The 19,973-nt window shown below is 69.5% G+C and carries 15 protein-coding genes; 9 read left to right on the top strand and 6 right to left on the bottom strand.

The window, feature by feature from the left end:
- Positions 1 to 41: 41 nt before the first annotated feature.
- The gene (locus tag AC1DZV_RS18585; protein WP_476954328.1) at positions 42 to 680 is read right to left on the bottom strand and encodes an SIMPL domain-containing protein; all 639 of its coding nucleotides are present in this window, start codon (positions 678 to 680) and stop codon (positions 42 to 44) included.
- Position 681: 1 nt separating this feature from the next.
- Entirely contained in the window at positions 682 to 1,152 is a 471-nt protein-coding gene (locus AC1DZV_RS18580) for a hypothetical protein (RefSeq protein WP_476950499.1), read from the bottom strand.
- Positions 1,153 to 1,404: 252 nt separating this feature from the next.
- Here AC1DZV_RS18580 and pheS point away from each other — a divergent pair, with 252 nt between their 5' ends.
- Genes pheS through AC1DZV_RS18565 form a run of 3 tightly spaced genes read left to right on the top strand, consistent with a single transcriptional unit; the run spans position 1,405 to position 5,804 of the window.
- Complete coding sequence (gene pheS, locus AC1DZV_RS18575; RefSeq protein WP_476954327.1) at positions 1,405 to 2,466, top strand: phenylalanine--tRNA ligase subunit alpha; 1,062 nt, start codon at positions 1,405 to 1,407, stop codon at positions 2,464 to 2,466.
- Between the two features lie 2 nt (positions 2,467 to 2,468).
- Positions 2,469 to 5,012: a phenylalanine--tRNA ligase subunit beta gene (gene pheT / locus AC1DZV_RS18570; RefSeq protein WP_476950498.1), complete on the top strand. Its 2,544-nt coding sequence runs from the start codon at positions 2,469 to 2,471 to the stop codon at positions 5,010 to 5,012.
- Between the two features lie 45 nt (positions 5,013 to 5,057).
- Positions 5,058 to 5,804 (top strand): 4'-phosphopantetheinyl transferase family protein, encoded by a 747-nt coding sequence (locus AC1DZV_RS18565; RefSeq protein ID WP_476954326.1) that lies wholly within the window; start codon positions 5,058 to 5,060, stop codon positions 5,802 to 5,804.
- A gap of 19 nt (positions 5,805 to 5,823) precedes the next feature.
- On the opposite strand, the gene AC1DZV_RS18560 is transcribed toward AC1DZV_RS18565, so the two are convergent.
- The 4 genes from AC1DZV_RS18560 to AC1DZV_RS18545 all read right to left on the bottom strand — a co-directional run bounded on the left by AC1DZV_RS18560 (position 5,824) and on the right by AC1DZV_RS18545 (position 13,589).
- Entirely contained in the window at positions 5,824 to 7,260 is a 1,437-nt protein-coding gene (locus AC1DZV_RS18560; protein ID WP_476954325.1) for a M1 family metallopeptidase, read from the bottom strand.
- Positions 7,261 to 7,309: 49 nt separating this feature from the next.
- Positions 7,310 to 11,242 (bottom strand): Pls/PosA family non-ribosomal peptide synthetase, encoded by a 3,933-nt coding sequence (locus tag AC1DZV_RS18555; protein WP_476954354.1) that lies wholly within the window; start codon positions 11,240 to 11,242, stop codon positions 7,310 to 7,312.
- Positions 11,243 to 11,355: 113 nt separating this feature from the next.
- Positions 11,356 to 12,321 carry a quinone oxidoreductase family protein gene (locus AC1DZV_RS18550; protein WP_028277261.1) on the bottom strand — a complete coding sequence of 322 codons (966 nt, stop codon included), beginning with the start codon at positions 12,319 to 12,321 and terminating at the stop codon, positions 11,356 to 11,358.
- Positions 12,322 to 12,485: 164 nt separating this feature from the next.
- A complete protein-coding gene (locus AC1DZV_RS18545) occupies positions 12,486 to 13,589 on the bottom strand; it encodes a fatty acid desaturase family protein (RefSeq protein ID WP_028277262.1) in 1,104 nt (367 codons plus the stop codon).
- A gap of 188 nt (positions 13,590 to 13,777) precedes the next feature.
- Here AC1DZV_RS18545 and argC point away from each other — a divergent pair, with 188 nt between their 5' ends.
- Genes argC through AC1DZV_RS18515 form a run of 6 tightly spaced genes read left to right on the top strand, consistent with a single transcriptional unit; the run spans position 13,778 to position 19,868 of the window.
- A complete protein-coding gene (argC, locus tag AC1DZV_RS18540; RefSeq protein ID WP_476954324.1) occupies positions 13,778 to 14,821 on the top strand; it encodes an N-acetyl-gamma-glutamyl-phosphate reductase in 1,044 nt (347 codons plus the stop codon).
- Positions 14,818 to 15,984, top strand: a complete 1,167-nt coding sequence (gene argJ / locus AC1DZV_RS18535) for a bifunctional glutamate N-acetyltransferase/amino-acid acetyltransferase ArgJ (protein WP_476950493.1) — start codon at positions 14,818 to 14,820, stop codon at positions 15,982 to 15,984. The genes argC and argJ overlap by 4 nt, the downstream gene beginning before the upstream one ends.
- Positions 15,985 to 16,043: 59 nt before the next feature.
- Positions 16,044 to 16,973 (top strand): acetylglutamate kinase, encoded by a 930-nt coding sequence (gene argB / locus AC1DZV_RS18530; RefSeq protein ID WP_476950492.1) that lies wholly within the window; start codon positions 16,044 to 16,046, stop codon positions 16,971 to 16,973.
- The gene (locus AC1DZV_RS18525) at positions 16,970 to 18,298 is read left to right on the top strand and encodes an acetylornithine transaminase (protein WP_476950491.1); all 1,329 of its coding nucleotides are present in this window, start codon (positions 16,970 to 16,972) and stop codon (positions 18,296 to 18,298) included. The genes argB and AC1DZV_RS18525 overlap by 4 nt, the downstream gene beginning before the upstream one ends.
- Entirely contained in the window at positions 18,295 to 19,338 is a 1,044-nt protein-coding gene (gene argF / locus AC1DZV_RS18520) for an ornithine carbamoyltransferase (RefSeq protein WP_476950490.1), read from the top strand. The genes AC1DZV_RS18525 and argF overlap by 4 nt, the downstream gene beginning before the upstream one ends.
- On the top strand, positions 19,338 to 19,868 hold the full coding sequence (locus AC1DZV_RS18515; protein WP_079551248.1) for an arginine repressor: 531 nt from the start codon (positions 19,338 to 19,340) through the stop codon (positions 19,866 to 19,868). Before argF ends, AC1DZV_RS18515 begins: the two co-directional genes overlap by 1 nt.
- The last annotated feature ends 105 nt before the right edge of the window (positions 19,869 to 19,973 follow it).

The raw sequence follows: 19,973 nt of genomic DNA, 5'->3' as shown, positions 1-19,973 counted from the left end.
GTCGGCGACGCGAAACAACTGCTCCCGCAATTACTGGACAATCAGTCGAGCAGTTCCCAGACGACGCCGATGGTGGCGGTGACCCCCGACTCGCCGGCCTCGACGGTGAGTGAGGCCACCGCCACTTCCCGCTGCATCTTCGCCACGGGGATCGGCGCCTGGAAACCGGTGTGCTGGGTGAGGGACAGGACCCTGCCCAGCCCGGTTCCCGCGAGGGCGGCATAGTGCTCGGCGGTGGTGCGGGCGTCCTGCCAGGCGGCCTCCCGGGCCCGGGCTTCCACGGCCGAGGAGTCGGCGAAGCCGAGGGTCAGCCCGTTCAGCCGGACGGCGTCGCCGCCGGCAGCAACCGCCGCGGCAAGGACCTGCGAGGACGCGGACAGCTCGCGGATCCTGACGGTGAGCGTGCTGGAGGCCAGATAGCCGGTCACGGTCTGGCCCCGGCCATCCTGCCAGTTCAGCTCGGCCCGGACGTTCAGCCCGGAAGTGGACAAATCCGCGCTGTCCACGCCGCGCTGCCGGAGCTCCGACGTGATGGCGGCCGACCGTGTTCCGGCCTCGCTGTAGGCCTCGGCCACGCTCTCGCGGCGGCATTCAACGCCGATCGACACGGTCAGCAGGTCCGGCACCGCCTCGGCGCTGCCGGTTCCTGCAACGGAGATGCTTCGGGGGCTGTCTGTCATGTCAGGCCTCGTAACGTTCAGGGGCGGTCACGCCCAATCTGCGGTGCGTGCGTGGTCTGGTCCCGGGCAGGCCGGGCCGGGGGTAGCCGCCTGCTTCCAGGCCGGCATGGCGCTCGAAGATGTTGGCGCTGCCCGGGTTGCCCGTGCGCCAGAGGGACCAGCCGGCGGCTATGAAGTACAGCGGAAGGAAGGGCAGCCCGAGGCACCAGGCGTATTGGGTGCTGTGGCGCTCCTCGTGGCCCAGCAGCACCGGATTGGCGCGGGCGGATTCCGGTCCGGCGCGGAAGAGGATCACGTTGCCCACGGTGAAGGCCGCAGCAAACGGCAACCGCCAGCGGTAGCGGCCCGCGATCAGCAATCCGCGCGGACCGGAGCTGACGGTTGTCCGCGCACAGGCTGCCAGCAGCAGGCCCAGCAGGGTGGAGCCGTTGAGCAGGTTGGCGATCTGGCGGAGCCGTTGTCCGGGCGTCATGAGGCCATGGTAACCGGGGGTGTGCCCGGCAGTCAGGGGTCCGCCGGGATGTCCCGTGCCCTTGGAATCCCGGCGTGGGCGTGCCCAGGCGCAGCAGGCACCGCTGCGTCACGTGCGGGGCGGCCGTGCCATGCCGCCGACGGCCGTCTACTAGACTGGGGACAGTGACCACAAGCCTTGCCGAGAACCTGCGCCGCGCCCTGTGCCGGCGCACGCTGTTGGCATGATCCGACTCGTAGCTAAGAACAGTAGATGACTGAAACTTTGCCGGACGCAGCCGTCCCGAATCCTCTGGATGAAGCCGCCATTACCGCCGCCGTAGACCAGGCCGTTGCCGCCATCGCCGCCGCCGCGACCCTCGATGAACTCAAGGCCGTGCGCCTCGCCCACACGGGCGAGAAGTCCGCCCTGAGCCTCGCCAACCGTGAGATCGGCGCGCTGCCCAAGGACCAGAAGGCCGCCGCCGGCAAGCTCATGGGCGCCTCGAGGGGACGGGTCAACAAGGCGCTCGCGGACCGCACGGTCGCGCTCGAGGCCGAGAACGACGCGCGGATCCTCGTCGAAGAGACCGTGGATGTCACGGCAGCGCCGCGCCGGCGCACGGCCGGTGCACGCCACCCGCTGTCCACGCTGCAGGACCGCGTGGCGGACATCTTTGTCGGCATGGCTTGGGAAATTGCCGAAGGGCCCGAGGTCGAGTCCGAATGGTTTAACTTCGATGCCCTGAACTTCAAGCCGGACCACCCCGCCCGCGACATGCAGGACACGTTCTTCGTCGAGCCGCCCGAGGCCCACCTGCTCATGCGCACGCACACCTCGCCGGTGCAGGTCCGCTCCATGCTGGAACGGGAGCTGCCCATCTATGTGCTGTGCCCGGGCAAGGTGTTCCGCACGGACGAGCTCGACGCGACGCACACCCCCGTGTTCCACCAGTTCGAAGGCCTGGCCATCGACAAGAACCTGAGCATGGCGGACCTTCGCGGCACGCTGGAGCACTTCGCACGCCAGATGTTTGGTGCGGAAGCCCAGATCCGGCTGCGCCCGAACTATTTCCCGTTCACCGAGCCGTCCGCGGAGCTGGACATCTGGCACCCGGGCGCCAAGGGCGGCCCCAGCTGGATCGAGTGGGGCGGCTGCGGCATGGTCAACGCCAACGTCCTGCGCGCGGCCGGGATCGACCCGGACATCTATTCAGGCTTTGCCTTCGGCATGGGCATCGAACGCACCCTCATGTTCCGCAACGAGGTTGGCGACATGCGCGACATGATTGAAGGCGACGTACGTTTCAGCGAGCACTTCGGGATGGAGATCTAACAGTGCGTATCCCACTTTCCTGGCTGCGCGAATTCGCGCAGGTACCGGCCGAAGCATCGGCCGAAGACGTCATGGCCGAACTCGTCAAGGTCGGCTTTGAAGAAGAAGCCGTCCACCGACCCACGGACACCCTTCGTGGGCCGATCGTCGTGGGCCAGGTCCTGAGCATCGTCAAGGAGCCCCAGACCAACGGCAAGACCATCAACTGGTGCCAGGTCCGGGTTGTCCCCGAGGGCCGCGAGCAGACCCTCACGGGCGAGGGCATCGACCCCTCCGGCGTGCAGGGCATCATCTGCGGCGCCCACAACTTCGTCGAGGGTGACAAAGTGGTGGTCACCCTCCCGGGCGCAGTGCTGCCGGGCGACTTCCACATCTCCGCGCGCAAGACCTACGGGCACCTCTCCGCCGGCATGATCGCCTCCGTCCGTGAGCTTGGCATCGGCGAGGACCACGACGGCATCCTGGTGCTGTCCCGGATCGGCCTCGACCCGGAACTGGGCACCGACGCGATGGAACTGCTGGGCCTCTATGACCAGGCGGCCGAGATCAATGTGACGCCGGACCGCGGATACGCGTTTTCCATCCGCGGCGCAGCCCGTGAATACGCGCACGCCACCGGCACCGTGTTCACGGACCCGGTCTCCAAGGTCCAGGTTCCGCAGTCGCTCTCCGGCGGCTACGGCGTCAAGCTCAACGACGACGCCCCCATCTACGGCAAGCCCGGCTGCGACCGTTTCGTGGCCCGCACCGTGCGCGGTGTGGATGCCACCCGGCCCACCCCGCTGTGGATGACCTCCCGTCTCCGGCTCGCCGGCATCCGGTCCATCTCCCTGCCGGTGGACATCTCCAACTACGTCATGCTCGAGCTCGGGCAGCCGAACCACTGCTATGACCTGGACAAGCTGGCCGGCGACATCGTGGTCCGGCGGGCCACGGCGGGGGAGAAGATCACCACCCTGGACGACAAGGAGCGCACGCTCGACGTCGAGGATCTGCTGATCACGGACGAATCCGGGCCCATCGGAATCGCCGGTGTCATGGGAGGCGCCCACACCGAAGTCTCGGACACCACCACGAACGTCCTGGTCGAGGCCGCGCACTTCGACGAGGTCTCGATTGCCCGCGCGCGCCGCCGGCACAAGCTGCCGTCCGAGGCGTCCAAGCGCTTTGAACGCGGCGTGGACTGGCAGGTGGCCGACGTGGCCGCCCAGCGTGTGGTGGACCTGCTGGTCGAACTCGCCGGAGGAACGGCCGACGAGGCCGGGACCGACGTCGGGACCGCGCCGGACGCCGTAACCATCGAACTGCCGGCAGAGTACGCGGCAGCCCGGATCGGGATCGACTTCACCGAGGAACAGATCCTGACCTCGCTCGAGGACCTCGGCGCCGTCGTTGCCAGGACCGGTAACGGCTACACGGTGACCGCCCCGAGCTGGCGCCAGGACCTCGAGACGAAGGATGACCTCACCGAGGAAATCGCCCGGCTGGTCGGCTATGACAAGATCCCGGCGACCCTGCCGGTGGCGCCCCCGGGCCGTGGCCTGACCCGCGTCCAGCAGCAGCGCCGCCGCCTGATCCAGGCCCTCGCCGACGCCGGACTCACCGAGGTGCTGGCGTATCCGTTCGTCTCGAAGGCCGCCAATGACACCTTTGGCGTCCCCGCCGAGGGTGCGGCGCGCAAGGCCCTCAAGCTGGCCAACCCGATCAGCGAGGAGCACGGCTTCCTGCGGACCTCCGTCCTTCCGGGCCTGATCGAGGTGGCCAAGCGCAACCACTCCCGCGGTTTCCGCGACCTCGCCCTCTTCGAGGCCGGGCTCGTGTTCCTGCCGGGCGAGAAGCTTGGCACCTCCGCGATTCCGCCGCTTGGCGTCAAGCCCGGCGACGACGTGCTCGATGCCCTGTACGACGGCGTTCCGGACCAGCCGCTGCACCTGGGCGCCGTGCTCACGGGGCACGACTCTCCCGCTGCCCCGGGCCACGCCCCGCGGGCCTGGGACTGGGCGGACGCGGTGGACATCGCCCGGATCGCCGGCGACGTGCTCGGCGTCGAGCTCCTGGTCACGCAGGGCCGGCATCAGGCCTTCCACCCGGGCCGGGCGGCGCAGCTTGAACTGCGCACCGGCGAAGTGGTGGGCTACGCCGGCGAGCTGCACCCGAAGCTGCTGGTGGCGCACGACATGCCGGCCCGTTCCGTGGCGCTGGAACTGAACGCCGACGCCCTTTTCGAGGCCGCCGCCGACGTGATCGTGGCCCGGCACATCTCGACGTACCCGGTGGCCACGCAGGACGTGGCCCTGGTGGTGGCGCAGGATGTCCCGGCGGGGGAGGTGCTGGCTGCGCTGCGTGAAGGCGCCGGCGAACTGCTCGAGGACGTCGCGTTGTTCGACGTTTACGCGGGCAAGGGCATCGAGGAAGGCAAGAAGTCGTTGGCGTTCAGCCTGCGCTTCCGCGCCGACGACCGCACCCTGACGGCGGACGAGGCCTCGGCAGCCCGTGAAGGTGCCGTGGCCGCCGCCCACGAACGATTCGGAGCGGTGCAGCGCTGAGGACTGCGCTGCTCACAGCGCAGACGTTTCTGAAAGGGGCGGGTCATGGCATCACACCTTGTTGTGCGTGCCTGCCCGCCCTTTCGCGTTCCCGGCGACCCCGGTGTTCCCAGGGACCTGGGGGCGACCGAGGACGCGGCACCAGCCCTATATCCGGAACCGGAGCTGGAACGCGACTCCCGCTCCCTGCTGGACAGGGCCGAGCTCGTCCGGGCCCGGGCCATGACCCCGCGGACCCGGGAGGCCTTCCTGTACGGGCGGCTCGCGCAGCGCCGGTTCGCCGCCGGCCTGCTCGGCGTTCCGGCGTCGGACCTCACCGCCTGGTACAGCTGTCCTCGGTGCGGCACCGGCACGGACATCTCACACGGCCGGCCCGGCTACCTGCTCCGCGGCCAGGCTGCGCCGCTGCTGCTGAGCCTGTCCCGTACGGCCGGCTGGACGCTTCTGGCCGGGGTCGTGGACCCGGACCCGGGCGAGCAGCTGGGCATCGACGTCGAGGATCCGGCCCGGGCGGACTTCGACGGGTTCGACGACGTCGTGTTGACCCCGGCGGAACAACGGCACCTCGCCGGGCTGGCCGGCATCGCGCTGCTGCAGGGCAGGGCACGCCTGTGGGCGCGCAAGGAGGCCTGGCTCAAAATGCTGGGCACCGGGCTGCAGACGGCCCCGGACACCCTGGACGTGCTGGCGCCGGCAGTGAACGGCCGCGCAGGGCTCCGGGACCTGCCGCCGGCAGAGACAGGACTGCCCGCTGATCTCGTGGCCGCCGTCGCCCTGGCGGTCCTTCCCTAGCCGGAGCTCCGGCCCCTGATCAGATCTTGGGCGGCGTTGCCTGCGGGAGCGGCGGCAGGGCGTCGGCGAACAGCCAGGGGTGCAAAAGGGCCTCTGCGTCCAGGCCCGTCGTGTGGGCGGCCGCGACGATGAAGTCGGCGGTGGTCACGGTGCCGTGCCGGAAGCGGTCCGTCCAGTCGTGCAGCAGGGCGAAGAACGCCAGGTCGCCGCAGCGTACCCGCAGGGCGTGCAGGGCCAGGGCGCCGCGTTTGTAGACCCGGTCGTCAAACATCAGTTCGGGGCCGGGGTCGCCCACCATCAGGTCCTGCGGGGCAGCGGCGAGCTTGCGCCAGGCGGCCCGCGCGCGCCGCGCCCCGGCCCCCGCCCCCGACATGATGCCGGCCTCTTCAGACCAGATCCATTCCGCGTAGCAGGCAAAGCCCTCGTGCAGCCAGATGTCCTTCCAGGTCGCAGTGGTCAGGGAGTTCCCGAACCACTGGTGGGCGAGTTCGTGGGCGATCATCCGCTGTGATTCCCAGTCCTGCCGCAGATGGTTGGGCCCCAGGATGGACAGTGTCTGCGCTTCCAGCGGGATTTCCAGGACGTCGTCGGTGACCACCACCGTGTACTCCGGGAACGGGTACGGCCCAAAGCAGTTCGTGAAGGTCCGCATCATGTCGGGCTGGCGGGCCAGGGCGGCCCGGGCGCCCGCCTGCAGCGACGCCGGCACGGCCACATACTGCGGAACGTGCCCTGAGGGCCGGTCGGCATTGAGCGTCAGGAGCTCGTAGCGGCCGATCTGGACCGTGGCCAGGTACGTGGCCATGGGTTCGGCCTGCTCAAAGACCCACGTCACGCGGCTGGCCCTGCTGGTGCGGGAAAGCAGCACCCCGTTGCACACGGCCCGGTAGTTCGCGTCGGTGGTCACGGTGATGAGGTAAGTCGCTTTGTCCCGCGGGTGGTCATTGCACGGAAACCAGGAGGCTGCCCCGTTGGGCTGCCCGGCGACCAGCACCCCATCGGAGAGCTCTTCCCAGCCCACTTCGCCCCACACGCCGCGGCGCGGCGCGGGGTGCCCCTCATAGCGGATGTCCAGCGTGAAGGCCTCGGTGGCGAGCAGCGGGTGGTCGGGGTAGACAACGAGCTGCTCGGCCCGCTGCGTGAACCGGCGTACCCTGCGCCCGTTGAGCTGGATCTTCGTGGCCCGCAAGCCGGCCAGGTCCAGGACGATCGCCGACGTCGGGAGCTGCGTGATGGCGTGCAGGACGGCGTGCCCGGCAAGGCGGTTGCTGCTGACCCGGTAGTCCAGATCGAGTTCATACCGGGCGACGCGGTAGGCATTGGTCCCGTGGCCGGGCATATAGGGGTCCGGGGCGCCGGCTTCCGGGCTCGTGGCCCGGCTGATTTCGCGGCTGATTTCCCCGCTGATGTCCCCGCGGGCGGCGGCGCCGCTGCTGCTTGGTGCGCTGGTGCTCAATGGACGGACCTTCGGTTGTGGTGCTGGTGGACGTGCGCAGGCGCCGGGCCTAACGGGGCCCGGCGGGCGGTGCCGGCCCGTCCCAGGGGCTGACCGGATTGCCCATCCAGTACGTCCCGGCAGGGACGGTTTCGCCCCGCATGACGAGGGACGCCGGCCCCACCGTGCCGCCGCTGCCGATCCTGGCCTGCGGCAGGATGACGCCGTGCGGGCCCATGGTGGCTCCGTCATCGAGCGTAACAGTGTCGATGCTCATGACACGGTCATGGAACAGATGGGTCTGGACCACGCACCCGCGGTTGACGGTCGAATTCCTGCCGAGGGTGACGAGGTCCGCCTCCGGCAGCCAGTAGCTTTCGCACCAGGTCCCGGCACCGATTTTCGCGCCGAGTGCCCGCAGCCACCACACCAGCGCCGGTGTCCCCGTGGCGGCGCGCGCGAACCACGGGGCGCTGACCATCTCAATGAACGTGTCCACCACCTCGTTCCGCCAAATGAAGGAGCTCCACAGCGGGTGCTCGCCGGGGCGGATGCGGCCCACCAGCAGCCACTTGGCCACGACGGCACTGCCCGCGGCCGTGGCCCCGGCGAGCAGGATCACCACCCCGCTCAGGAGAGCGGCGATTCCGTAGTTGAACAGGGCCGCCATCGCGTCGAACGCGAGCATGACACCGACGGCGATGACGACCGTCAGCATGACCGGGACGAACCGGCACAGCTCCCACAGGGCGCGCGCGACCTTCAGCTTCCGGGGCGGCTGGTAGGTCCGCGTGTCGTCCGAGGCGATGGCGGTGCGCCGCAGCCGCACCGGCGGGCTGCCGAGCCACGAGGTGCCGGACTTCGCCTTGGCCGGCGTCGCGGACAACACCGCCACGAGGGAGTTCTTGGGCACGCTGCGCCCGGCCGCCGTCATGCCCGAGTTGCCCAGGAAAGACCGCTTGCCGATCTTGGCCGGGGCTATGTGCATCCAGCCGCCGTCGAGTTCGTAGGACGCCACCATCGTGTCGTCGGCCAGGAACGCGCCTTCGCCCACGGTGGTCATGCGCGGGATCAGCAGCACTGTCGAGGCCTCCACGTTGCGGCCGACCTTCGCACCGAGAAGCCGCAGCCAGACCGGCGTAAAGAGGCTGGCGTAGATCGGGAACAGCAGATCCCGGGCCAGATCCAGTACGCGCTCGGTCGCCCAGACCTGCCACCCGATCCGGCTCCGGACCCGGTAGTAGCCTTCGGCGAGGCCGACGCTGAGGAGCCTCGTCGTGGCCAGGATCAGCAGCAGGTTGGTCAGGAACCATGCCAGCGCCGCCAGCGGGATCGAGAGCGCTATGCCGGGCAGGGCCGCGGGCAGGGAGGAGCTGCCCTGGATGAACGCGAAGATCACCAAGCCCGCGACGGCGGCGGAGACGTAGGGGATGAGCGCCAGCATGGCGGAGGCGGCGGCGAAACCGGCGAACCACAACCGGCCCATCAGCCGGTGCTCGTCCGGGGAGTCCGGCCACGAGTGCCGGGCCTTGCCACGGCGCTCGGCCGGCGACCCGGCCACGAGCTGGCCCGCCTTGACCTTGCCGATCACAGCGGAACCCGGCTCCACCTGCGCCCCGGCACCCACCGTGGCTCCCGGCATCAGCGTGCTGCGGGCCCCCACGCTTGCGCCGGGGCCAATCCGGATGGCACCGATGTGGACACGGTCGCCGTCGATCCACCAGCCGGACAGATCGACTTCGGGCTCGATATTGGACCCTGTGCCGAGGGTCAGCAGCCCGGTGACGGGCGGCAGCGAGTGCAGCTGAACGTTCTCGCCGATCTTCGCCCCGAGCGCTTTCGCGTAGTAGGGCACCCAGGGCGCGCTGGCGAGGCTGATGGCGCCGGCGAGGTCCTGGATCTGTTCCGCGAGCCAGAGCCGGAGGTGCACCCGCCCGGACCGGGGATAGGTGCCAGGCACCACGTTGCGCAGCAGGATGCGGGCCGCGGCAACAGAGAGCAGCATCCGCCCGGCGGGACTGACGAAGATCAGCCAGGAAGCTCCCACCCACCACCATGAGATCGTTGGCGCGGCGCTGAATCCGGCGAAGGCGGCCAGCAGGTTGTTGGCTGCCATCAGGTAGGTCAGCCAGCGCATGCCGACCAGGATGTGCAAGGGAACGCCCAGGAGCGTCTGGAAGGCCTGCGACTTCCGCGCGGTGGGCCGGACGGTGCGCTCCTGGGCAGCGACGGCACCACCCTCCGGCAGCGACTGCCGGGCCTCGTCCACCAGGGCGCCCACCCTGGGTGTGGCGTAGATATCGGCCACCGTGATGGTGGGATAGCGGACGCGGAGGGCGGACACGAGCTGCGCCGCGGCCAGCGAGCCGCCGCCGTAGGCGAAGAAGTCGGCATCGAGGCTGGTGACCGGGCTTCCCAGCACGGCGCTCCACTGCTCCACGATCCACTGCGCGTCCTCCGGCAGGTTCAGCGGGGCACCTTCGGCCTCTGCCGCTCCGGTTCCACTGAGCGGCCAAGGCAGGGCGTGGCGGTCCACTTTGCCGCTGGTCTTGGTCGGCAGCGAATCGACGAGCGTCAGCAGCGGAATGAGGGGCGCGGGCAGGCGTTCGCCCAGCAGTTCGCGGGCGGCTGCGAGGTCGATGTCACGGCCCGCGACGGCGGCAAGGTAGCCGACCAGGATCTGGTTGCCGGCCGCGGTGGTCTGCACGGCGGCGGCGGCGCCGGCGATATCCGGCAGGGACTGCAGGGCGGCGTCGATTTCGCCGAGCTCGATCCGGCGGCCGCCGAGCTTGACCTGCTCATCGGCGCGACCCTGGAAAATGAGGCCTTCTGCTTCGTACCTGACGAGGTCGCCGGAGCGGTAGGCGCGCGGCCAGCCCAGGGACGGCATGGGGGCATATTTTTCCGCGTCCTTGACCGGGTCAAGGTACCGGGCCAGCCCGACGCCGCCGATGATCAGTTCGCCCACCGCGCCTTCGGCGACGGGCAGCGAATCGGCGTCGACGACGGCGAGGTCCCAGCCGTCCAGCGGCAGGCCGATCCGGATAGGGCCGGCCGCGCCGAGCTGCGCGGCGCACGCGACCACGGTGGCCTCGGTGGGCCCGTAGGTGTTCCATACTTCGCGTCCTTCGACGGCGAGCCGTTCGGCAAGGTCGGGCGGGCACGCCTCCCCGCCGAAGATCAGCAGCCGGACACTTTCCAGCGACTCCACGGGCCAGAGAGCGGCCAGCGTGGGGACGGTGGAGACCACGGTGATGCCGTGGCTGATGAGCCAGGGGCCGAGGTCCATCCCGGTCCGCACCAGCGCCCGGGGTGCCGGAACCAGGCAGGCGCCGTGGCGCCACGCGAGCCACATTTCCTCGCAGGAGGCATCGAAGGCAACGGACAGGCCGGCCAGCACCCGGTCCTGCGGACCCACCGGATCGGCCTGCAGGAAGATGCGGGCCTCGGCGTCCACGAACGCGGCGGCTGAGCGGTGCTGGACCGCGACGCCCTTGGGGGTACCGGTGGAGCCGGACGTGAAAATGACCCACGCGTCGTCGTCGGGGCCGGGCGGCCTCGCGTCGGGGAACGGGCGGGGGTGGTTGCTGTCCGTGACGATCTTCCCGCCGGCGCGGAGGATGCCGGCCACCCTCGCCTCCCCGAAGACCAGTTTGGCCCGCTCGTCGGGATCGTCGGCGTCTACGGGGACATACGCCGCACCGACCAGCAGCACCGCCAGGATCGAGACGTAGAGCTCGTTGGTGCCCGACGGGATCCGGACGCCGATCTTGTCGCCGGCACCCAGCCCGGCGAGGTGCAGTTTCCGGGCGGTGGCCCGGACCGCGTCCATGAGCTGGGCGTAACTGAGCGAACGGTGGCCGTCGTCGAGCGCCGAAGCGTCCGGGTACCGGGCGGCAGTATCCCGGACGATGTCTATGAGCGTGCGCTCCGGCGGGGCGGAGAGGGCGCCCGGCAGCTGGGGCTCGTGGACGGTGAGACGGGGAGCGGGAAGACTCTGCACCGCACCGGCGTCGGGGGCTTCACTGGGGGTCAGTCGTTGCTCGGTCACTGGCGCATTGTCCCTGCAGGAGATGAACGGATGGTGTTGCCGTACGGCTTGGGGGACCGTGCAGCTTAGGGGACGAGGATGACTTTGCCGGTGGTGCGGCGCTGTTCAAGGTCCTCGTGGGCACGGGCCGCCTCGCCGAGAGGATAGCGTGCGCCGATCCTGACCTTGAGGCTGCCGTCGGCAGCGGCGGCAAAGACTTCGTCGGAGCGCCAGCGGCGTTCCCGGGCGTCGCGCAGGTAGTGGCCCATGGTGGGCCGCGTGAGGTAAAGCGAGCCGCCGGCGTTGAGCCGCTGCGGGTCGAACGGCGGGACCGGGCCGGACGCTGCGCCGAAGAGGACCAGCATGCCCCGGATGCGCAGGGACGCCAGGGAGGCGTCGAAAGTGTCTTTTCCGACGCCGTCGTACACCACATCCGCGCCGGTGCCGTTGGTCAGATCCCGGACCCGGTCGGCGAAACCGTCGTAGCGCAGCACGTGGTCGGCGCCGGCTTCGCGGGCCAGCTGCTCTTTCGCGTCTGTCGAAACGGTGGTGATGACGTTGGCGCCCCTGGCCTTGAGCAACTGGATCATCAGGAGCCCCACACCGCCGGCGCCGGCGTGGAGCAGCACGGTGTGGCCGGACTCGACCTTGAAGGTGGAGTTGATCAAGTAGTGGGCCGTCACGCCCTGCAGCGGCAGCGCTGCGGCGGTGAAATCATCCAGGCCGTCGGGAACCGGGAGGGCCTTGTCCTCATCGACGAGTGCATAGCCGGCGTAGCAGTCAGCGCCCTCGGCCGTGGCCACCCGGTCACCGGGAGCAAACCCGGTGACGGCGTCGCCGACCTCCTCCACGGTGCCCGCGGCCTCGGAGCCGGGCGTGAAGGGGTAGCTGACCTTGTAGACGCCGCTGCGCTTGTAGGTGTCAATGAAGTTCACGCCCGCGGCCGCGACCTTGACCAGCAGCTGGCCGGGCCCGGGAACGGGTCGGGCTGTCTTGTCGAGTTCGAGGACCTCGGGGCCGCCGGCCTGGCGGGCGACGATTGCGTGCATCATGTGGCTCCTTTTCCGGGCTGGGAATTCTGTCCCGGTCCCTGGGTCCATCCTAGGGACACCGGGGGTAACCATGAAGGGGCCGTCCGTAACCAGCCGTCACGTGATGTTGGGGCCGACGTGGCCCGGAGGCGGCGGGTCCTGCGCGGCCGACGGCGGTCCGTCCTTTAGTAGCGGCGGGTTACCGTTGCCATCGGGCATTCGAAGTGGCGGCCCGCGGCGAGTCCGACGTCGTTGAGGTAGCGGACAATGATGGCGTAGGACTGCATCAGCGTGGTTTCCGTGTACGGGACCTGGTGCTTGGCGCAGTACTCGCGGACGATCTTGGCGGCCTGGTGCAGCTGCGGGCGGGCCATGTCCGGGAAGAGGTGGTGTTCGGCCTGGCGGTTGAGGCCGCCGAGCAGGATGTCCATGAAGCGGCCGCCCGAGATGTTCCGGGACGTCAGGACCTGGCGGCTGAAGAAGTCCACCCGGCTGTCCGCCGGCAGCACCGGCATGCCCTTGTGGTTCGGCGCGAAGGACGCGCCCATATAGAAGCCGAACACGGCCAGTTGGACGCCGATGAAGGCGAACGCCATGCCCAGCGGCAGGAAGGTGAACGCGAGGACCGGCAGGAGGCTGAGCCGGACCGCGAGGATCGGGATTTCGACCCAGCGGTGCGTGACCTTGGCCCGGCGGACGATGAATTTCACGGAATCGATCTGCAGTCCCAGGCCCACCAGGAACAGGAGCGGGAAGAAGAACCAGCCCTGCTTGCGAGTCAGGAACGCGAGGCGTCCCTGGCGGTCGGCTACGGCTTCGGGGTGGAAGGCGATGGGGCCGGGCGCGATGTCCGGGTCCTTGGAGATGACGTTCGGGTGGTTGTGGTGCGCGCCGTGCTTCTGCTCCCACCAGGAGTAGCTGATCCCGGCCACGGAGGTGGCGAGCAGGCGTGCTGCCCAGTCGTTGGCACGGCGGGACGCGAAGATCTGCCGGTGCCCGGCCTCGTGGGCGAGGAAACTCAACTGCGTGCAGATGATGCCGAGGGCGGCGGCGATCAGGAGCTGGAACCAGCTGTCACCGATCAGCGCGAACCCGAACCAGGTGGCGGCCATCAGGAGCACCAGGCTGGCGAACACTGTGATGTAGAACCCGACGCGCCGTTCGAGGAGGCCGGCCGTCTTCACGCTCTTGAGGAGTTCCGAATAGCTCAGGACGACGGCGTTGGGCTGCCGGACCCGCGATGGCGGCCGCGCCGGCGTTTCGGCGGGAAGGGTGGAAGTGGCGGTCATAGGGCGCTTGCCTCGTCACGGTTACGGGCAACGCTGCAGCTGACATTCGCAGCTGCACGGTCTGGATCACCCTTTACCAAGCATACGCCCCCGGGTTTCCGCGGCAGGCCGTTCGGGAGCTTTGGACACACGCCCATCGATGCATAAATATCGGCATCTATGCATACTCTTGCTGTATAGTCGTGCTTATGACTATTTCTGTTGCCGTTTCCGGGGCTAGCGGCTATGCCGGCGGCGAGGTCCTACGGCTCCTCGCCGGTCATCCCGACGTCACCATCGGCGCCATCACGGCCCACAGCAACGCCGGTTCCAGACTAGGGGAATTGCAGCCGCATCTCCATGGCCTCGCTGACCGGATTCTCGAAGACACCACCGTGGATAACCTGGCCGGGCACGACGTCGTGTTCCTGGCGCTTCCGCACGGGGCATCCGCGGAGATCGCGGCGCAGCTGCCCGCCGGGACCCTGGTCATCGACGCCGGCGCGGACCACCGACTCGAGGACCCGGAGGTCTGGGAGAAGTTCTACGGGTCGGCCCACGCCGGAACCTGGCCCTACGGACTCCCGGAACTGCCCGGTCAGCGCGATGCCCTCCGCGGCGCCACCCGGATCGCCGTCCCCGGCTGCTACCCGACCTCGGCCCTGCTGGCCCTCACTCCCGGCTTCAGCAACCAGCTGCTGGAGGGCGACGACGTCGTGATCGTCTCCGCCTCCGGCACCTCAGGGGCCGGCAAAGCTGCCAAGGTCAACCTGATCGGTGCCGAAGTCATGGGCTCCATGAGCCCCTACGGGGTCGGCGGGGGACACCGGCACACCCCCGAGATCGAACAGGGACTCTCCAAGGCGCTGGGGTCCCCGGTCACCGTCTCCTTCACGCCGACGCTGGCCCCGATGAGCCGCGGCATCCTCACTACGGCGACCGCCAGGGTCCGGCAGCAGCCAGGCCGCAGTGTCACTGCCGCAGACCTGCGTGCCGCCTGGGCCGAAGCCTACGACGACGAACCGTTCGTGCACCTGCTCCCCGAGGGGCAGTGGCCCTCCACGAAATCGGTCCAGGGATCGAACCACACGGTCATGCAGCTCGCCTTCGATGAGCACACCGGCCGCGTGATCGTGTGCTGCGCCATCGACAACCTCACCAAGGGGACCGCCGGCGGGGCCGTGCAGTCCATGAACCTAGCCCTCGGCCTGGCGGAAACCGCCGGCCTCAACCTCCAGGGAGTCGCGCCGTGAGCATCACCGCACCGCAGGGATTCCGCGCCGCCGGCGTGACGGCCGGGCTTAAGGCTTCCGGCAAGCCGGATGTGGCCCTCGTGGTCAACGACGGCCCGTCCAGGGCCGCCGCGGCGGTCTTCACGTCCAACCGCGTGGCCGCGGCCCCCGTGCACTGGTCCCGCGAAGTGGTCAAGGACGGGCGCGTGGATGCCGTGATCCTCAATTCCGGCGGCGCCAACGCCTGCACCGGGCCCCAGGGGTTCCAGAACACGCACACCACCGCGGAGAAGACCGCCGAGGCCCTCGGCGTCTCCGCCACCGACGTCGTGGTCTGCTCCACCGGACTGATTGGCGAGCAGCTCCCCATGGAGAAAATCCTGGCCGGGATCGGTTCCGTCACCGCAGCCCTGGCCGCGGACGGCGGGCCCGCGGCGGCCACCGCGATCATGACCACGGATTCGGTGTCCAAGCAGGCCGTCTTCACCGGCACGGCCGCGGACGGCACGCAGTTCACCATCGGCGGCATGGCCAAGGGCGCCGGCATGCTGGCCCCGGGCCTGGCCACCATGCTGGTGGTCCTCACCACGGACGCCGACGTTCCGCCGGACGTGCTCGACGCCGAACTCCGCAACGCCACGCGGCTCACCTTCGACCGGGCGGACTCGGACGGCTGCATGTCCACCAACGACACCGTGGTGCTGCTCGCCTCCGGCGCCTCCGGTGCCGCGCCGTCCGCCGCCGACTTCGGCGCCGGCCTGACCCAGGTCTGCGCCGAGCTGGCCCGGAAACTGATCGGCGACGCCGAGGGCGCCAGCCACGACATCGCGATCCGGACGTTCAACGCCGCGAGCGAGCGGGACGCAGAAGTCGTCAGCCGCGCCGTCGCCCGCTCCAACCTGTTCAAGACCGCGATTTTCGGCAAGGACCCCAACTGGGGCCGCGTGCTGTCCGCCGTCGGCACCACCGACGCGGCCTTCGAACCGGACCAGCTGAACGTGTCCATGAACGGTGTGCAGATCTGCCGCAACGGCAGCATCGGCGATGACCGGAACCTCGTGGACCTCGAACCGCGCGAGGTCCTGGTCGAAATCGACCTGCAGGCCGGTACAGCCGAGGCCACGATCCTCACCAACGACCTCACCCACGACTACGTCCACGAAAACAGCGCCTACTCCAGCTAATCCCCCCGGGGGAAGGCACAGTTGGGATGAACAGTAGGGACGAACAGAGGACGAACAGCATGAACACCCAGACCCGCGAGACCACCTCCCAGTCCGACGCCCGGGACAAAGCCGCCACGCTGATCGAGGCGCTGCCCTGGATCCAGCGCTTTGCCGGCAGCACGATGGTGATCAAGTACGGCGGCAATGCCATGGTCAATGACGAGCTCCGCCGCGCCTTCGCCGAGGACGTCGTGTTCCTGCACCACGTCGGCATCCACCCCGTGGTGGTGCATGGCGGCGGCCCGCAGATCAACGCCATGCTCAGCCGGCTCGGGATCGAATCCGAATTCAAGGGCGGGCTGCGCGTCACCACGCCCGAGGCCATGGACGTGGTCCGGATGGTCCTCACCGGCCAGGTGGGACGGGAGCTCGTGGGCCTGATCAACTCCCACGGCCCGTACGCCGTCGGCATGTCCGGCGAAGACGGCGGCCTGCTCCGCGCCGTCCGCGCCGGCACCGTGGTGGACGGCGAAGAGGTGGACCTGGGCCTGGTGGGCGAGGTGGTCGGGGTGAACCCGGAAGGGATTGTGGACATCCTCGCGGCCGGCCGGATTCCCGTGATCTCCACCGTTGCCCCCGAGATCCACGACGACGGATCCACCACCGGTCAGGTACTTAATGTGAACGCGGACACGGCGGCGGCCGCGGTCGCGTCGGCCCTGGGTGCCTCCAAGCTGGTCATCCTGACCGATGTCGAGGGCCTCTACGCCAACTGGCCGGACAGGTCATCGCTCATTTCGTCGCTGACGGCGTCGGAGCTGCGCGAGATGCTGCCGCGCCTCGAGTCCGGCATGATCCCGAAGATGGCGGCGTGCCTGAAGGCCATTGACGACGGCGTCGAGCGCGCCCACATCGTGGACGGCCGCCTGCCGCACTCGATGCTCCTGGAAACCTTTACGACCGCCGGCATCGGCACCCAGGTCGTCCCCGATGAGGAAAGCAAATGAACCAGATCGAAACCGCACCTTCCACGGATCTCGAACACTCTCCGGTAGCGGATCTAGTTCACTCGCGCGCCAGTGGCGCGCAGTGGCTGTCCCGCTACTCGTCTTCCCTGCTGGGCGTCTTCGGCACCCCGCAGCGGGTCCTGGTCCGCGGCGCCGGCTGCCTCGTGTGGGACGCCGACGGCAAGGAATACCTGGACCTGCTCGGCGGCATCGCGGTGAACGCCCTCGGCCACGCCCACCCGTTCGTGACCTCCGTGATCTCCAGCCAGCTGGCCACCCTGGGCCACGTCTCGAACTTCTTCACGAGCCCCACCCAGATCGCCCTGGCCGAGAAGTTGCTGGAACTGTCCAAGGCCCCGGCCGGCTCCAAGGTGTTCTTCGCCAACTCCGGCACCGAGGCCGTCGAGGCGGCCTTCAAACTGGCGCGCCGTAACAGTGGCGCCAGCCAGTCCGCGGCCGCGGAGAATACTGTCGCGGAAAAAGCAGCGAAGCCGCGCACCAAGATCATCGCGCTCGAAGGCGCCTTCCACGGGCGCACCATGGGCGCCCTCGCGCTGACCTCCAAGGAGGCCTACCGGGCGCCGTTCGCGCCGCTGCCCGGCGGCGTCGTGCATGTCCCGTTTGGTGACATCGAGGCCCTCCGCGCCGCCATTGATGAGACCACCGCTGCCGTCTTCCTCGAACCGATCCAGGGTGAGGCCGGCGTCCGGCCGCTGCCTGCCGGCTACCTCAAGGCGGCCCGCGAGGCCACGAGCGCGGCCGGCGCCCTGCTGATCCTCGACGAGGTCCAGACTGGCATCGGCCGCACCGGCAAGTGGCTGGCCAGCGAGGACGCCGGGATCATGCCCGACGCCGTTACCCTCGCCAAGGGCCTGGGCGGCGGCTTCCCGGTCGGCGCGCTCGTCACGTTCGGCCCGGAAACGTCTGCTCTGCTGACCGCCGGCCAGCACGGGACGACATTCGGCGGCAACCCGGTGGCCACCGCCGCCGCCCTCGCCACCCTGCACGTCCTGGAAAACCAGGACATCCTGGCCCACGTCCGGAACCTGGGGGAGCATCTGCGCGCCGGCCTCGCCGGAATCGCCGGCGTGACCGAGGTCCGCGGCGAGGGGCTGCTGATCGGCTTCGACCTCGACGCCGACGTCGCCCCGGGCGTCGTGGCCGCCGGTCTCGACGCCGGGTTCATCGTCAACAGCCCGGGCCCGCGCACCATCCGGCTGGCGCCCCCGCTGATCCTGACCACCGAGCAGGCAGACCTTTTCCTGGCCGCCCTGCCGGCACTGCTCGAGACCGCCAAGACCAACGCTGCAAAGGACGCCAAGTGACCGCCGCCGTGACCGCCTCAGTGCCCGCCCGCCACTTCCTCAAGGACACGGACCTCAGCCCGGCCGAACAGGCCGAGGTCCTCGAGCTCGCCGTCCGGATGAAGGCCGCGCCCTACAGCGTGCAGCCCTTCGCCGCGGACGGCAACGGCCGCCGGACGGTGGCCGTCATCTTCGACAAGACCTCCACCCGGACCAGGGTCTCCTTCGCCACCGGCATCGCGGACATGGGCGGCAACGCGCTCATCATCAACCCCGGCGAGGCGCAGATCGGGCACAAAGAATCGGTCGAGGACACCGCCAAGGTGCTCGAACGCATGGTCGCCACCATTGTGTGGCGCACCGGCGCACACGCCGGGCTCGTCGCCATGGCCGAGAACTCCCGCGTTCCGGTCATCAACGCCCTGTGCGATGACTACCACCCATGCCAGCTCCTGGCCGATCTGCTGACCGTCAAGGAGCACAAGGGCTCGCTCCAGGGCCTGACCATGGCCTACCTGGGCGACTCGGCCAACAACATGGCCAACTCCTACCTGCTGGCCGGCGTGACGGCGGGAATGAACGTCCGCATCGCCGGACCGGAAGGCTACCTGCCGTCGCCGGAGATCATCGCCGCCGCCGAGGACCGCGCCGCGGAGACCGGCGGCTCGGTGCTGGTGACGGTTGACGCCGCCGAAGCGCTCCTGGGCGCCGACGTCGTCGCGACCGACACGTGGGTGTCCATGGGCCAGGAGGCGGAGAAGGAAGCGCGGATGAAGCTGTTCCGCGCCTATTCCGTGGATGCCGACGCGATGAAGCTCGCGGCGCCGGACGCCGTCGTGCTGCACTGCCTCCCGGCCTACCGGGGCTACGAGATCGCCGCGGACGTCATTGACGGCCCGCAGTCGGTGGTCTGGGACGAGGCCGAAAACCGGCTGCACGCGCAGAAGGCACTCATGGCCTGGCTCATGCACCGCTCCGGTCTGGCAGTGGTTGACGGTCTGGCGCCAGTCGGTGGGCAGGCGCCACTCGATGGTCCGGCACCGGTGGGCGGACCGGCCTGATGTCCGTCCAGCCAGCCTCTCCTGGGGCCAGCCCGGCCACCAAGACAGCCCGGCAGGCGCGGATCACGGCGATTCTCACGGGCGAATCTGTCCGTTCCCAGGCCGAGCTCGCGGCGCTGCTCGCGGACGACGGGGTCCAGGTCACCCAGGCCACGCTGTCACGCGACCTCGTGGAACTCGGCGCCGTCCGGGTCCGCGGCAAGGACGGCGTGCTGGTCTACGCCGTCCCGGGGGAGGGCGGCGAACGGGCGGCCAAGAGCGGCGTCACACAGGAAATCCTCGACGCCCGGCTGACCCGGTTGTGCGGGGAACTGCTCGTCACCGCCGAGGCCTCCGCCAACCTCGTGGTGCTTCGGACCCCGCCGGGCGCAGCGAACTTCCTGGCCCTCGCCATCGACCACTCCGTGATGCCCTCGATCCTGGGCACCATCGCTGGGGACGACACCGTCCTGCTTGTCACCCGGGACCCCCTGGGCGGCGCGGACATCGCCGCACGCTTCCTGCAGTTCGCCGAGGAAGCCGGCCAATAGGCCACTCCATGAGCCCTCACAGGACCGGGCACCCGGGGTGTGTGACAGGCTTGCAACAGACAGATTTTTCCCAGACTTAAAGCATCACCAAACAACTAAGGAGCA

It is taken from the genome of Arthrobacter sp. P1_D12 (assembly GCF_056406175.1).
This window is presented reverse-complemented; position numbering and strand designations above follow the sequence as displayed.